A 14,107-nucleotide genomic window follows, 5' to 3' on the forward strand; every position below is an offset into this window, starting at 1 on the left:
CCTTGATATGAAATAGCTTTCATGGTCCCGGGTGGCTCTGCCCCCAAGCCATGAAGCTGAGGGCCCACAGCGCCCGCCAGGGGCCATTGAAGCGGCCGCCCCGCCCGCCGAGGGCTGAGGCCTTAAAATCGAAGGCTTCATGCCCGCAGTCTCCTTCCAAGCCATCTCCAAGACCTTTGCCACGCCCAAAGGCCCTTTTCAGGCACTGAACCAGGTCAATCTGGACATTGAGGAGGGCGAGTTCTTCGGGCTCCTGGGCCCCAATGGTGCCGGCAAGACCACCCTGATCAGCATCCTCGCAGGCCTGGCGCGTGCCACCAGCGGCCGCGTGCTGGTGCAGGGCAGCGATGTGCAGGCCCAGTACGCCGATGCCCGCCGCAAGCTGGGCATCGTGCCGCAAGAGCTGGTGTTCGACCCTTTCTTCAACGTGCGCGAGGCGCTGCGCATCCAGTCGGGCTACTTCGGCGTGAAGAACAACGACGCCTGGATCGACGAGCTGCTGGAGAACCTCGGCCTGACCGACAAGGCCAACGCCAACATGCGCCAGCTGTCGGGCGGCATGAAGCGCCGTGTGCTGGTGGCACAAGCCCTGGTGCACAAGCCGCCCATCATCGTGCTCGACGAGCCCACGGCGGGCGTGGACGTGGAGCTGCGCCAGACGCTGTGGCACTTCATCGCCCGCCTGAACAAAGAGGGGCACACCGTGCTGCTCACCACCCACTACCTCGAAGAAGCCGAAGCCCTGTGCGGCCGCATTGCCATGCTCAAGGCGGGGCAGGTGGTGGCGCTCAACCGCACCAGCGAGTTGCTCAAGGCCGCCTCGGGCAGCGTGCTGCAGTTCAAGACCGACACGGCCCTGCCGCCCGCGCTGGCTGCCGTGGCGCGGGTCACCGGTCGCATCGTCCAGTTGCCGGCGCACGACGCGGCAGAGATTGAAAACCACCTGGCTGCCTTGCGCGTGGCCGGGGTCGAGGTGCAGGACATGGAGATTCGCCGGCCCGATCTGGAGGATGTGTTCCTGCAAGTGATGTCCGGCACGTCGGCATCGAACATTCCGCTGGAGGGTGTTGCGCTATGACCGGCTGGCAGACGCTGTTCTACAAAGAAGTTTTGCGGTTCTGGAAGGTCAGCTTCCAGACCGTCGCCGCCCCGGTGCTCACAGCTGTGCTGTACCTGCTGATCTTCGGCCATGTGCTCGAAGACCACGTCAAGGTCTACGACCGCATCAGCTACACCGCGTTCCTGGTGCCCGGCCTGGTGATGATGAGCGTGTTGCAGAACGCCTTTGCCAACAGCTCGTCCAGCATCATCCAGAGCAAGATCATGGGCAGCCTGGTGTTTGTGCTGCTCACGCCGCTGTCGCACTGGGCTTGGTTCTGCGCCTACGTGGGCTCGTCCATCGTGCGCGGGCTGGTGGTGGGCCTGGGTGTGTTCATCGTCACGCTGGTGTTTGCGCGGCCCGAGTTTGCGGCGCCGCTGTGGATTCTGGCCTTCGCCCTGCTGGGCGCGGCATTGCTGGCCACGCTGGGGCTGATAGCGGGGCTCTGGGCCGACAAGTTCGACCAGATGGCCGCGTTCCAGAACTTCATCATCGTGCCCATGACCTTCCTGTCGGGCGTGTTCTATTCGATCCAGTCGCTGCCGCCGTTCTGGCAGGCCGTGAGCCACCTCAACCCGTTCTTCTACATGATCGACGGCTTCCGCTACGGCTTCTTCGGCCAGAGCGACACCTCGCCCTGGCTCAGCCTGGGCATCGTGGGCATCGCCTGGCTGGCCGTGAGCGCGCTGGCCGTGCACCTGCTGCGCACGGGCTACAAAATCCGTAACTGACATGACTTACGCAAAACAAGGTTCAGGCAAGCGCTCCCCTCCAGTGCGAGGCGGTTGTTGCATCGCGATTTGCGTCAGTCCTCATTGATCCAGAGCGCCCCACCATGACCGCTGACCAACTCAAAGACATCATCACCGCTGGCCTGGCCTGCGAACACATTACGCTCGACGGCGATGGACGCCACTGGTATGCCACCATCGTCTCGGCCGAGTTCGAGGGCAAGCGCGCCATCCAGCGCCACCAGCGCGTGTACGCCACGCTGGGCGCGAAAATGCACACCGACGAGGTGCACGCGCTGTCGATGAAAACCTTCACCCCGGCCGAATGGGCCGCCCAGGCGCCATAGCGCCTGCACACCCACTGGCACTCACGTTTTGACAGCTGCTGGCGCATGTTTCACTAGCGCAAGCGGCACTTTTGACCCCTATTTTGGTGATTTGAGATGGACAAACTCCTGATTCGCGGCGGACGCAGCTTGCAAGGCGAGGCGCTGGTCTCCGGCGCCAAGAACGCCGCCTTGCCGGAGTTGTGTGCCGCCCTGCTCACGGCCGAGCCTGTGACCCTGCTCAACGTGCCCCAGCTGCAGGACGTGAGCACCATGCTCAAGCTCATCCGCAACATGGGCGTGGTGGCGGAGCGGGCCGACGACGGCACCGTGCATATCAACGCCAGCGCGCTGAGCACGCCCGAAGCCCCGTACGAGCTGGTCAAGACCATGCGCGCCTCTGTGCTGGCCCTGGGCCCGCTGCTGGCGCGCTTTGGCGAGGCCACGGTGTCGCTGCCCGGTGGATGCGCCATCGGTTCGCGCCCGGTGGACCAGCACATCAAGGGCCTGGCCGCCATGGGCGCCGAGATCGTGGTCGAACACGGCTACATGATCGCCAAGCTGCCCGCCGGCTGGAAGCGCCTGAAGGGCGCACGCATCACCACCGACATGGTCACGGTGACGGGCACCGAGAACTTCCTCATGGCCGCCGCGCTGGCCGAGGGCGAGACGGTGCTGGAAAACGCCGCGCAAGAGCCCGAGATTTCGGACCTGGCCGAGATGCTGATCGCCATGGGCGCGAAGATCGAAGGCCACGGCACCAGCCGCATCCGCATCCAGGGCGTGGACCAACTGCACGGCTGCACCCACCGCGTGGTGGCCGACCGCATCGAGGCCGGCACCTTCCTGTGCGCTGTGGCCGCCACGGGCGGTGATGTGGTGCTGCGCCATGGCCGCGCCGACCACCTCGACGCCGTGATCGAAAAGCTGCGCGAGGCCGGTGCTACCGTGCAAGCGGTCGAGGGCGGCATCCGTGTGCAAAGCGCCGGCGGCGCCACGCTCAAGGCCCAGGGCTTTCGCACCACGGAGTACCCCGGTTTTCCCACCGACATGCAGGCCCAATTCATGGCGCTGAACTGCATCGCCCAGGGCACGGCCACGGTGACCGAGACGATTTTTGAAAACCGTTTCATGCACGTCAACGAGCTGGTTCGCCTGGGCGCCAAAATCCAGGTGGATGGCAAGGTGGCGGTCATCGAAGGAGTGCCCCGCCTGTCCGGCGCCACCGTGATGGCCACCGACCTGCGTGCATCGGCCAGCCTAGTCATTGCCGGCCTGGTGGCCGACGGCGAAACCGTGGTGGACCGCATCTACCACCTGGACCGCGGCTACGACTGCATGGAAGCCAAACTGCGCGGCATTGGCGCCGACATCGAACGAGTAAAAGCATGAGCAGCAGCAACATGATCACCCTGGCGCTTTCCAAGGGCCGCATCTTTGACGAAACCCTGCCGCTGCTGGCCGCTGCAGGCATCGAGGTGCTCGAAGACCCCGAAAAATCGCGCAAGCTCATCCTCCCCACCAACCAGCCCAATGTGCGCGTGGTGCTGGTGCGCGCCACCGACGTTCCCACCTATGTGGAATACGGCGGCGCCGACATCGGCGTGACTGGCAAGGACACGCTCATCGAGCACGGCGGCCAGGGCCTGTACCAGCCGCTGGACCTGCGCATTGCCAAGTGCCGCGTGAGCGTGGCCGTGCGCAATGACTTCGACTACGCCCAGGCCGTCAAGCAGGGCTCGCGCCTCAAGGTCGCCACCAAGTACACCGGCATTGCGCGCGACTTTTTTGCCAGCAAGGGCGTGCACGTGGACATGGTCAAGCTCTACGGCAGCATGGAACTGGCGCCGCTCACGGGCCTGGCCGATGCGATCGTGGACCTGGTCTCCACCGGCAACACCCTCAAGGCCAACAACCTCATCGAAGTGGAGCGCATCATGGACATCAGCTCCTACCTGGTCGTGAACCAGGCCGCGCTCAAGCTCAAGCAGGCGCCACTGCGTCGCATCATCGATGCGTTTGCCTCGGCCATACCGGCCGAAAAGAACTGACCTCCACCCAACGACTGACACTATGACTTTGGTAGCTGCTCCCGCCCGTCTGTCCACCTCTGCGGCCACTTTTGAGGCTGATTTTGCAGCCCGCCTGCATTGGTCTGCCGACACCGACGCGGCCATTGAGCAGCGCGTGGCCGACATCCTGGCCGACGTGCAAAAGCGCGGCGACGCGGCGGTGCTGGAGTACACCGCCCGCTTCGACGGCCTCAGCGCCCCCAACATGGCCGCGCTGGAGCTGACCCAGGCCGACTTCAAGGCCGCGTTCGACGCCATTCCACAGGCTCAGCGCGACGCCCTGCAGGCTGCAGCGAAGCGCGTGCGCAGCTACCACGAAGCGCAGAAGAAGGCCTCGGGCGAGAGCTGGAGCTACCGCGACGAAGACGGCACGCTGCTGGGCCAGAAGGTCACGCCGCTGGACCGTGTGGGCATCTACGTGCCCGGCGGCAAGGCCGCCTACCCGTCGAGCCTGCTGATGAACGCCATCCCGGCCCATGTGGCGGGTGTGCAGGAAATCATCATGGTTGTGCCCACGCCCGTGCGCGGCAGCGTGGCAACCGGCGGAACGGGCGAGGGCACCTCGACGAAGGGCGAGCGCAACGAGCTGGTGCTGGCAGCCGCCTACGTGGCCGGTGTGACCCGTGCCTTCACCATCGGCGGCGCCCAGGCCGTGGCTGCGCTGGCGTATGGAACGGAGACCGTGCCCAAGGTGGACAAGATCACCGGCCCCGGCAACGCCTACGTGGCCAGCGCCAAGAAGCGGGTGTTCGGCACCGTGGGCATCGACATGATCGCGGGCCCGAGCGAAATCCTGGTGCTGGCCGATGGCACCACGCCGCCCGACTGGGTGGCGATGGATCTCTTCAGCCAGGCCGAGCATGACGAGCTGGCGCAGAGCATCCTGCTGTGCCCCGACGCCGCCTACCTCGACGCCGTGCAGCGCGAGATCGACCGCCTGCTGCCTACCATGCCGCGCGCCGAGATCATCGCCAAGAGCCTTACCGGCCGGGGCGCGCTGATCCTCACCAAGGACATGGAAGAAGCCTGCGCGATCAGCAACCGCATCGCTCCGGAGCATTTGGAAGTGAGCAGCACCGACCCGCACCGTTGGGAGCCTTTGCTGCGCCACGCGGGCGCGATCTTTCTGGGCGCCTACACCTCCGAAAGCCTGGGCGACTACTGCGCAGGCCCCAACCACGTGCTGCCCACCAGCGGCACGGCACGCTTCTCCTCCCCGCTGGGCGTGTACGACTTCCAGAAGCGCAGCAGCATCATCGAGGTGAGCGAAGCTGGTGCCCAGGTGCTGGGCACCATCGCCGCCGAGCTGGCCTACGGCGAGGGCCTGCAGGCCCACGCGCAGGCGGCCGAGATGCGGCTCAAGGCTGGAGTCAAGCCGCGCTGATCGCCCCCCGGGGCAGGGCACCCTGTGTGGGTGCCGACGCCTTGGGCTGAGATGCGGCGGGTGCAGGTGGACAGGCGGCTCCTGCCACCGCCCGGTGTTGTGCCCAGTTCAGCCGCGCGGGCCGGTGGCCTTCGGCACTGACCCGCAGTCGCACGGGTCCGGTGAAGGACAGGCGCTGGCCGGCCTCCAGAAAATAGTCCTCCAGAAGACCATCACAGGTCACCCAGACGCGGCCTTGTTCGACTTCGAGCAGGGCAATGTCGCCTGCGCGGAAGTCCAGCACCTGGACAGCCTGCAGCGGCGGCAGGGGCTGGCGCTTCCATTGCAGCGTGAGAGGAACCGCAGGCTGGCTGGGCAGTGCGGGCGACGGTGGGGTGGGGGTGTGCAGCGTGTTCATGCCTTCACTGTGCGGCCACCTGCGATGCGCCACCAGCCACAGGCCTGCACAATCTGGGCCAGTACAGAACAGCAAACCAACCCATCTGTACTGGTCGTACTGGGATGCCTCTGTACTTTCTATCGACCAGAGGGCCAGTACAGAATGCAGCATGGCCACCGATGACGCACCCCCGTTGTACCTTCAAATCGCCGAACAGCTCGCGCAGCTGATCCGCAACGGCACCCTGGCGCGCGGCGAAAAGCTGCCCTCGGTGCGTGAGCTGGCGCGCCAGCACGGCGTGGCGCAGACCACGGTGGTGCAGGCCTACCACTGGCTCGAAGATGCGCGCCTGATCACCGCGCGCCCGCGCTCAGGCTTTTTTGTGGCGGCGCGGCCGGTGAGCCTGCCCGAGCCCAGCACACCGCGCCCGATGCGCCGCCCGCGCGAGGTGTCGGTGGACTGGCTGGGCCAGCGTATCCTGGGGCGCAACCAGCCGGTGGACATGATCTCGTACAGCAGCGGCACGCCCGGCCCCGAGCTGTTCAACCCCGACCGCGTGCGCCGCGCCGTGGTGCGCGCCGCGCAGCGCCACCGCAACCTGCTGTGCACTTACCCCGGTTCGTCGGGCCATGAGGACGCGCGCCGCGCCCTGGCGCGCTATGCCGTCAGCCTGGGCTGCAGCCTGGACCCCGAGAATATCGTGATCACCGGCGGCTGCATGGACTCCATTGCGCTGTGCCTGCGCGCGGTGACGCAGCCGGGCGACGTGGTGGCGCTGGAGTCACCCACGCATTTTTCGTTTCTGGAGGTGCTGCAGGGCCTGCACCTCAAGGCGCTGGAGATTCCCACCCACCCGCGCAACGGACTGTCTCTTGATGCGCTGCAGCTCGCGCTGGACACCCAGCCCGTCAAGGCCGTGATGGTGGTGCCCACGCTCAGCAACCCGCTGGGCAGCTGCATGCCCCAGGCCGAGCGCAGGCGCCTGGTGCAGATGGCGGCGCGGCACGACATGGCGGTCATCGAGGACGCGATCTACAACGATCTGGTCGAGGTGGACGAGATGCGCCGCACCGTCAAGTCGTACGACACCACAGGCCATGTGATGTTGTGCGACTCGTTCTCCAAGACGCTGGCGCCGGGCCTGCGCCTGGGCTGGCTGGAGGCCGGCCGCTGGGCCGACAAGCTGCGCGCCATCAAGGACCTGCAGGCGGGTGGCCAGTCCGCCGTGCTGGAGCTGGCCCTGGCCGACCTCATCACTCAGACGGGCCACGCCGCCGCCATGCGCCAGCTGCGTGCGGCCGTGGCGGCGCGCATGGATGAGGTGCGCCACGTGATTGCCGCGCACTTCCCGCAGGGTACGCGCGTGAGTGACCCGCCCGGCGGCCTGCTGCTGTGGCTGGAGCTGCCTCGCGCGCTCGATTCCGTGCAACTGCACGAGGCCTGCCTGGCCCGGCAGATCCTGATCGCACCCGGCACGGTGTTCAGCGCCAGCGGGCGGTTCCGCAACTGCCTGCGCATTGGCGTGGGCGGCGACTGGTCGCCTGCCCATCTGGAGGCGCTGCGCACCGTGGGTGACATGGCGTGCCAGATGCTGCAGGGCGGGGCACAGCGCAAGGCGGCTTGATTGTGGTGTTTTAATCAACACGAAATTCGTGGCGCACGAAGTTCGTGTAATATTTAACCCATGAAAAACATCACCGTTACCATGGACGACACCGTTGCCGAATGGGTGCGCGTGGAAGCCGCCAAGCGCGGCAGCAGCGTGTCCCGCCTGCTCGGTGAATGGCTGGCCGAAAAGATGCGCCAGGAAGACGCCTATGCCCAGGCCATGCGCGAGGCGCTGAGTTTTGAAAGCTGGGGTGCTTCGAGCGGGCCCTATGTGCCGCGCGAGACCCTGTTTCTGCGCTGAACGGGGCAAAACGCATGGCCACCGTCCCTATCTTTGTCGATACCGAAATCCTGCTCGCCAGCGTGGACGACCGCGATGCCGAGCGCCAGGCGCGGGCGCGCGAATGGATCAGCTTTTGCTGGCAGACGCGCAGCGGCCGCATCAGCTCGCAGGTGCTCAACGAGCTGTACAACCAGGCCATCCAGCGTTTTGATGGCCCCCACGTGCTGCAGCAGGTGCGCGCCCAGGTGCGCCGCCTGCGCGTGTGGCTGCCGCCGCACCTGGACTCCTACACCGTGGATGGCGCCTGGGACCTGCAGGACCGCTACCGCCTGGGCTACTGGGATGCACTCATCCTCTCGTCCGCCCACCAGCAAGGCTGCCGCTACCTGCTGACCGAGGCACTGCCGCACGATCAGCCGATGGACGCCGTGCGCCCCATCAACCCTTTCCTTGTCACCCCCAACGAACTGGACACCACCGAATGACTACTCCCGCGTCGTCCCCCCTCCAGGCCCTGGCCCGCATCCGCCCTGACGTGCGCGCGATGCATTCCTATGTCGTGCAGCCGTCCACCGGCATGCTCAAGATGGACGCGATGGAGAACCCCTTCCGCCTGCCCGCGCATTTGCAGGCCGCGCTGGGCCAGCGCCTGGGTTCGGTGGCACTCAACCGCTACCCCGGCGACCGCATTGCCGACCTGAAGGCGGCCCTGGCGCAGTACGCGGGCATGCCCGAGGGCTATGGCATCGTGCTGGGCAACGGGTCGGACGAACTCATCACCCTGCTGGCCCTGGCCTGCGCACAGCCCGGCACGGGTCAGCGCGCCACCATGCTGGCACCCATGCCCGGTTTTGTGATGTACCCGCTGTCGGCGCAGCTGCAGGGCCTTGACTTTGTCGGCGTGCCGCTCACGCCCGACTTCGAGCTGGATGAGCCTGCCATGCTGGCCGCCATCGGACAGCACCGCCCGGCCATCACCTACATCGCCTACCCCAACAACCCCACGGCCACGCTGTGGGACGAGGGCGCGGTGCAGCGCATCATCGATGCCGCAGGTGCGCAGGGCGGCATCGTGGTCATGGACGAGGCCTACCAGCCCTTTGCCAGCCGCACCTGGATCGACCGCATGCGTGCCGAGCCTGCGCGCAATGCGCACGTGCTGCTCATGCGCACGCTCAGCAAGTTTGGCCTCGCGGGCGTGCGCCTGGGCTACCTCATCGGGCCCTCGGCGTTCGTGAGCGAGATCGACAAGGTGCGCCCGCCCTACAACGTGAGCGTGCTCAACTGCGAAGCCGCCCTGTTTGCGCTGGAACATGCCGAGGTTTTTGCCGCCCAGGCCGCCGAGATCCGTGTCGAACGCGCCACGCTCATCGCCGCGTTGCGCCAGATGCCGGGAGTCGAAAAGTGCTGGGACAGCGAGGCCAACATGGTGCTGATCCGTGTGGCGGATTCCGCCAAGGCCTACGAGGGCATGAAAAACCGCAAGGTGCTCGTCAAGAACGTTTCTACAATGCACCCATTGCTGGCCAACTGCCTGCGCCTGACGGTAGGCAATGCCGAAGACAACGCGCAGATGCTGGCCGCACTCCAAGCCTCCCTATGACTTCCTCCGCACTCGTACCTTCCGCCCCATCGGCCGACCCGATGGCTGACCGCATTGCCGAGGTCAGCCGCAACACCGCCGAGACGCGCATCAGTGTGCGCATCAACCTCGACGGCACCGGCCAGGCCAAGCTGCACACCGGCATCGGCTTCTTTGACCACATGCTCGACCAGATCGCCCGCCACGGGCTGATTGACCTCGACATCGACTGCGAAGGCGACCTGCACATCGACGGCCACCACACGGTGGAAGACGTGGGCATCACCCTGGGCCAGGCCTTTGCACGCGCCGTGGGCGACAAGAAAGGCATCCGCCGCTATGGCCATGCCTACGTGCCGCTGGACGAAGCGCTGTCGCGCGTGGTGGTCGATTTTTCGGGCCGCCCCGGGCTGCACATGGACGTGAAGTTCACGGCCGGGAGCATCGGCCAGCTCGACACGCAGCTGGTGTTCGAGTTCTTCCAGGGCTTTGTGAACCACGCGGGCGTGACGCTGCACATCGACAACCTCAAGGGCGTCAACGCACACCACCAGTGCGAGACCATCTTCAAGGCGTTCGGACGCACGCTGCGTGCGGCGCTGGAGCGTGATCCGCGCTCGGCCGGTGTCATCCCCTCCACCAAGGGTTCTCTGTGAATTTTTCAGTCAAATCAGGCGCAAGCGCTTGATTTGTATGCGCTAGCAGCTATGAATATGGAAGCAAAAACAGTGGCGGTCGTGGACTACGGCATGGGCAATCTGCGCTCGGTGTCGCAGGCCGTGCAGGCCGCCGCCGAGGGCACGGGCTGGACCGTGGTCGTCACCCAGCGCCCCGAAGACGTGCGCGCCGCCCAGCGCATCGTGCTGCCAGGGCAGGGCGCCATGCCCGATTGCATGCGCGAGCTGCGCGAGTCGGGCCTGCAGGAATCGGTGCTCGAAGCCGCTGCCACCAAGCCGATGTTTGGCGTGTGCGTGGGCATGCAGATGCTGCTGGACCACAGCGCCGAAGGCAACACGCCCGGCCTGGGCCTGATCCCTGGCGATGTGCTCAAGTTTGACCTGGCAGGCCGCACCCAGCCCGATGGCAGCCGTTTCAAGGTGCCCCAGATGGGCTGGAACCAGGTGCGGCAGATGCCCCACGCCCACCACGGCGGCGGCGTGCACCCGGTGTGGGCTGGTGTGCCCGACAACAGTTACTTCTACTTCGTGCACAGTTTCTACGCTGTGCCGCAAAATCCTGCCCATTGCGCCGGGCAGGCCGACTACGGCGGTTTGTTTGCTGCCGCGGTTGCACGCGATAATATTTTTGCCACCCAGTTTCACCCGGAGAAGAGCGCGGAGCACGGCCTGGCCCTGTACCGCAATTTTCTGCACTGGAATCCCTGATCCCTTAACCCCCACCCGTTCGGGCTGAGCTGCGTCTCGCCCTTTTTCACCCGAACTTCACCACCATGCTGCTCATCCCCGCCATCGACCTCAAAGACGGCCACTGCGTACGCCTCAAGCAAGGCGATATGGACCAATCCACCACCTTTGGTGAAGACCCCGCCGCCATGGCGCGCAAATGGGTGGATGCCGGCGCACGCCGCCTGCACCTGGTGGACCTGAACGGTGCGTTTGCGGGCGTGCCCAAGAACTACAGCGCCATCAAGTCCATCCTGAAAGAGGTGGGCGACGACATTCCCGTGCAGCTGGGCGGCGGCATCCGCGACCTGGACACCATCGAGAAATACATCGACGGCGGCCTGCGCTACGTGATCATCGGCACGGCGGCCGTGAAGAACCCCGGCTTCCTCAAAGACGCCTGCAGCGCGTTCGGCGGCCACATCATCGTGGGGCTCGACGCCAAGGACGGCAAGGTGGCTACCGACGGCTGGAGCAAGCTCACCGGCCACGAGGTCGTGGACCTGGCCAAGAAGTTCGAGGACTGGGGCGTCGAATCCATCATCTATACAGACATCGGCCGCGACGGCATGCTGTCGGGCATCAACATCGACGCCACGGTGAAGCTGGCCCAGGCTTTGAGCATCCCTGTGATCGCCTCGGGCGGCCTGTCCAACATGGCCGACATCGAGCAGCTGTGCGCCGTCGAAGACGAGGGCGTGGAGGGCGTGATCTGCGGCCGCGCCATCTACAGCGGCGACCTGGACTTTGCGGCGGCACAAGCACGTGCCGACGAACTGAACGGCTAAGGACCGCATGCTCGCCAAACGCATCATCCCTTGCCTGGACGTCACCGGAGGCCGTGTGGTCAAGGGTGTCAATTTCGTCGAGCTGCGCGACGCAGGCGACCCGGTCGAAATTGCTGCGCGCTACAACGCGCAGGGCGCTGACGAGCTCACCTTCCTCGATATCACCGCCACCAGCGATGGCCGTGACCTCATCCTGCACATCATCGAGGCCGTGGCCAGCCAGGTGTTCATTCCGCTCACCGTGGGTGGTGGCGTGCGCACCGTGGACGATGTGCGCCGCCTGCTCAATGCCGGCGCGGACAAGACCAGCTTCAACTCGGCCGCGATTGCCAATCCTGAGGTGATCAACGCGGTGTCGGCCAAGTACGGCGCGCAGTGCATCGTGGTGGCCATCGACGCCAAGCGCCGCTCTGCCGAGGACGCCTTGCGCCTGGGTGCCAACGGCCAGCCCGTGGGTGCGGGCTGGGACGTGTACAGCCACGGCGGGCGCAAGAACACCGGCCTGGACGCCATTGCTTGGGCCACCGAGATGGCGCAGCGCGGTGCGGGCGAGATCCTGCTGACCAGCATGGACCGCGACGGCACCAAGGCGGGTTTTGACCTGGAACTGACCCGCGCGGTGAGTGACGCGGTCAGCGTGCCCGTGATCGCCTCGGGCGGCGTGGGCAACCTTGACCACTTGGCCGACGGCATCCAGACCGGTGGCGCCGACGCGGTGCTGGCCGCCAGCATCTTCCACTACGGCGAATACACCGTGGGCCAGGCCAAGCAGCGCATGGCAGAGCGCGGCATCCCCGTGCGGATGTGATCGGCATTTGCTCCTGATTTGATAGCTTCAAGCGCATGTAATACCTGCGCTTGTAATCAAAAACAATTGAAAAGTGCAGGTGCGCGCCCTGGTTGGCACTGGCGCGCCACACGGATCACCGACAATGGCCCCCATGAACTGGCTCAACGAAGTGAAATGGGATGCGCAGGGTCTGGTGCCCGTGATTGCGCAAGAGCAGGGCACGGGCGACGTGCTGATGTTTGCGTGGATGAACCGCGAGGCCCTGGCGAAAACCGCTGAACTGGGCCGCGCCGTGTACTTCAGCCGCTCGCGCAAAAAGCTGTGGTTCAAGGGCGAAGAGTCCGGCCACGTGCAGACGGTGCACGAGATCCGCCTGGACTGCGACAACGACGTGGTGCTGCTCAAGGTCACCCAGCAGGGCCACGAGCCCGGCATCGCCTGCCACACGGGCCGCCACAGCTGCTTTTTCAGCGTGCTCAAGGACGGTGCCTGGCACGCTGTCGATCCGGTCTTGAAAGACCCCGAATCCATCTACAAGTAATGGCAATGGACGACAAGAGCATGAGTTCCCACGATTCCCTGGCGCGCCTGGCCGCCGTCATCGAAAGCCGCAAGCCCGCCAACGGCGGCGACCCGGCCACCAGCTACGTGTCACGCCTGCTGCACAAGGGGCCCGATGCCTTCCTGAAGAAGATCGGCGAAGAAGCCACCGAGGTGGTCATGGCCGCCAAGGATGTCGACCACGGCGCCGACAAGTCCAAGATCGTCTATGAAGTGGCCGACCTGTGGTTTCACACCATGGTGGCGCTGGCCCATTACGGGCTCACGCCTGCCGATGTGGTGGCCGAGCTGGAGCGCCGCGAAGGCACCAGCGGCATCGAGGAAAAGGCCCTGCGCAAGGTGGCGGAACGCGCTGCCGAAGAAGGCACGCCGTGAGCGACATCATCGATGTGCAGACCAACGACCAGAAGGCCGAGGACCTCAAGGCCATCGGCTGGGTCAGCTATGTGCTGCACCTGATCGTGGCGCTGGGGGCGGTCATCCCCGGCGCGCAGCCCGGCGCTGCGCTGCTGATCGTGGCGCTGGTGATCGACCTGGTGAAAAAAGGCGATGCCGAAGGCACTTGGCAGGCCAACCATTTCTCATGGCGCATCCGCACCGTGATCTGGGCTGGCGTGCTCTACATCGTCACGGCGCCGCTGTGGCTGCTGTTCTTCCTGCCCGGCTGGATCGCCTGGGGCCTGATCTCCATCTGGTTCCTGTACCGCATCGTGCGCGGCATGGTCGCCATGAACAAGAGCCAGGCCGTGGATGCATGAAGCAGCCCGTCCCCGCCCGCGTCTGAACCTGGCGCTGCAGGGCGGCGGCTCGCACGGCGCGCTCACCTGGGGCGTGCTGGATGCGCTGCTGGAGGACGGCCAGTGGCAGTTCGACGGTGTCAGTGGCACCAGTGCAGGCGCCATGAACGCAGTGGCCCTGGCGCATGGGTTTGCGCAGGCAGCGCAGCAGCACAAGGACCCCGAAGACGCCCACCTCGCAGGCTGCACCCTGGCCCGCGAATCGCTCACCCGCCTGTGGGAAGGGGTGGGCGCGCTGGGCAGCCTGACCTGGGGAACGCCGTTGTCTGCCGCCAATCCGCTGGTGGGCATGATGTCGCAGTGG

General features: G+C 65.8%; 19 protein-coding genes. 18 read left to right on the forward strand and 1 reads right to left on the reverse strand.

The window, feature by feature from the left end:
- The first annotated feature begins 139 nt into the window (after positions 1–139).
- The 6 genes from DBR23_RS01470 (at position 140) to hisD (ending at position 5,612) form a co-directional block, all read left to right on the forward strand.
- Positions 140–1,078, forward strand: a complete 939-nt coding sequence (locus DBR23_RS01470) for an ABC transporter ATP-binding protein (RefSeq protein ID WP_108497070.1) — start codon at positions 140–142, stop codon at positions 1,076–1,078.
- Complete coding sequence (locus tag DBR23_RS01475) at positions 1,075–1,830, forward strand: ABC transporter permease (RefSeq protein ID WP_108497071.1); 756 nt, start codon at positions 1,075–1,077, stop codon at positions 1,828–1,830. Before DBR23_RS01470 ends, DBR23_RS01475 begins: the two co-directional genes overlap by 4 nt.
- 104 nt (positions 1,831–1,934) lie before the next feature.
- The gene (locus DBR23_RS01480; protein ID WP_108497072.1) at positions 1,935–2,177 is read left to right on the forward strand and encodes a BolA family protein; all 243 of its coding nucleotides are present in this window, start codon (positions 1,935–1,937) and stop codon (positions 2,175–2,177) included.
- Positions 2,178–2,273: 96 nt separating this feature from the next.
- Entirely contained in the window at positions 2,274–3,548 is a 1,275-nt protein-coding gene (gene murA, locus DBR23_RS01485; RefSeq protein ID WP_108497073.1) for a UDP-N-acetylglucosamine 1-carboxyvinyltransferase, read from the forward strand.
- Between the two features lie 11 nt (positions 3,549–3,559).
- Complete coding sequence (gene hisG, locus DBR23_RS01490; protein WP_056641761.1) at positions 3,560–4,207, forward strand: ATP phosphoribosyltransferase; 648 nt, start codon at positions 3,560–3,562, stop codon at positions 4,205–4,207.
- Positions 4,208–4,229: 22 nt separating this feature from the next.
- A complete protein-coding gene (gene hisD / locus DBR23_RS01495; RefSeq protein ID WP_108497074.1) occupies positions 4,230–5,612 on the forward strand; it encodes a histidinol dehydrogenase in 1,383 nt (460 codons plus the stop codon).
- On the opposite strand, the gene DBR23_RS01500 is transcribed toward hisD, so the two are convergent.
- Complete coding sequence (locus DBR23_RS01500) at positions 5,599–6,009, reverse strand: DUF2917 domain-containing protein (RefSeq protein ID WP_108497075.1); 411 nt, start codon at positions 6,007–6,009, stop codon at positions 5,599–5,601. The genes hisD and DBR23_RS01500 overlap by 14 nt on opposite strands.
- Positions 6,010–6,160: 151 nt before the next feature.
- Between DBR23_RS01500 and DBR23_RS01505 the strand changes: the two genes are divergently transcribed.
- The 12 genes from DBR23_RS01505 to DBR23_RS30170 form a co-directional block, all read left to right on the forward strand.
- Entirely contained in the window at positions 6,161–7,615 is a 1,455-nt protein-coding gene (locus DBR23_RS01505; RefSeq protein ID WP_108497076.1) for a PLP-dependent aminotransferase family protein, read from the forward strand.
- Positions 7,616–7,675: 60 nt separating this feature from the next.
- Positions 7,676–7,900, forward strand: coding sequence for a CopG family transcriptional regulator (locus DBR23_RS01510; RefSeq protein ID WP_069103652.1), 225 nt, complete (start codon positions 7,676–7,678; stop codon positions 7,898–7,900).
- Positions 7,901–7,914: 14 nt separating this feature from the next.
- The gene (locus DBR23_RS01515) at positions 7,915–8,367 is read left to right on the forward strand and encodes a PIN domain-containing protein (RefSeq protein ID WP_056060234.1); all 453 of its coding nucleotides are present in this window, start codon (positions 7,915–7,917) and stop codon (positions 8,365–8,367) included.
- A complete protein-coding gene (gene hisC / locus DBR23_RS01520; protein WP_108497077.1) occupies positions 8,364–9,485 on the forward strand; it encodes a histidinol-phosphate transaminase in 1,122 nt (373 codons plus the stop codon). The genes DBR23_RS01515 and hisC overlap by 4 nt, the downstream gene beginning before the upstream one ends.
- Positions 9,482–10,120, forward strand: coding sequence for an imidazoleglycerol-phosphate dehydratase HisB (gene hisB, locus DBR23_RS01525; protein ID WP_015012685.1), 639 nt, complete (start codon positions 9,482–9,484; stop codon positions 10,118–10,120). The genes hisC and hisB overlap by 4 nt, the downstream gene beginning before the upstream one ends.
- A 51-nt stretch (positions 10,121–10,171) precedes the next feature.
- Positions 10,172–10,849: an imidazole glycerol phosphate synthase subunit HisH gene (gene hisH, locus DBR23_RS01530; protein ID WP_108497078.1), complete on the forward strand. Its 678-nt coding sequence runs from the start codon at positions 10,172–10,174 to the stop codon at positions 10,847–10,849.
- Positions 10,850–10,914: 65 nt separating this feature from the next.
- Positions 10,915–11,655: a 1-(5-phosphoribosyl)-5-[(5-phosphoribosylamino)methylideneamino]imidazole-4-carboxamide isomerase gene (gene hisA / locus DBR23_RS01535; protein WP_056060243.1), complete on the forward strand. Its 741-nt coding sequence runs from the start codon at positions 10,915–10,917 to the stop codon at positions 11,653–11,655.
- A gap of 7 nt (positions 11,656–11,662) precedes the next feature.
- The gene (gene hisF / locus DBR23_RS01540; protein ID WP_056747261.1) at positions 11,663–12,463 is read left to right on the forward strand and encodes an imidazole glycerol phosphate synthase subunit HisF; all 801 of its coding nucleotides are present in this window, start codon (positions 11,663–11,665) and stop codon (positions 12,461–12,463) included.
- A gap of 124 nt (positions 12,464–12,587) precedes the next feature.
- Positions 12,588–12,986, forward strand: coding sequence for a phosphoribosyl-AMP cyclohydrolase (gene hisI / locus DBR23_RS01545; RefSeq protein WP_082522382.1), 399 nt, complete (start codon positions 12,588–12,590; stop codon positions 12,984–12,986).
- A gap of 20 nt (positions 12,987–13,006) precedes the next feature.
- Positions 13,007–13,381 (forward strand): phosphoribosyl-ATP diphosphatase, encoded by a 375-nt coding sequence (locus DBR23_RS01550; protein ID WP_043566048.1) that lies wholly within the window; start codon positions 13,007–13,009, stop codon positions 13,379–13,381.
- Positions 13,378–13,764, forward strand: coding sequence for a hypothetical protein (locus DBR23_RS01555; protein WP_056060250.1), 387 nt, complete (start codon positions 13,378–13,380; stop codon positions 13,762–13,764). Before DBR23_RS01550 ends, DBR23_RS01555 begins: the two co-directional genes overlap by 4 nt.
- Positions 13,757–14,107 (forward strand): patatin-like phospholipase family protein (locus DBR23_RS30170; RefSeq protein WP_233250221.1); only part of this gene is annotated, 351 nt, incomplete at its 3' end. The genes DBR23_RS01555 and DBR23_RS30170, both read left to right, overlap by 8 nt.

Source organism: Acidovorax sp. HMWF018 (genome assembly GCF_003061035.1).
GTDB lineage: Bacteria > Pseudomonadota > Gammaproteobacteria > Burkholderiales > Burkholderiaceae_C > Acidovorax > Acidovorax delafieldii.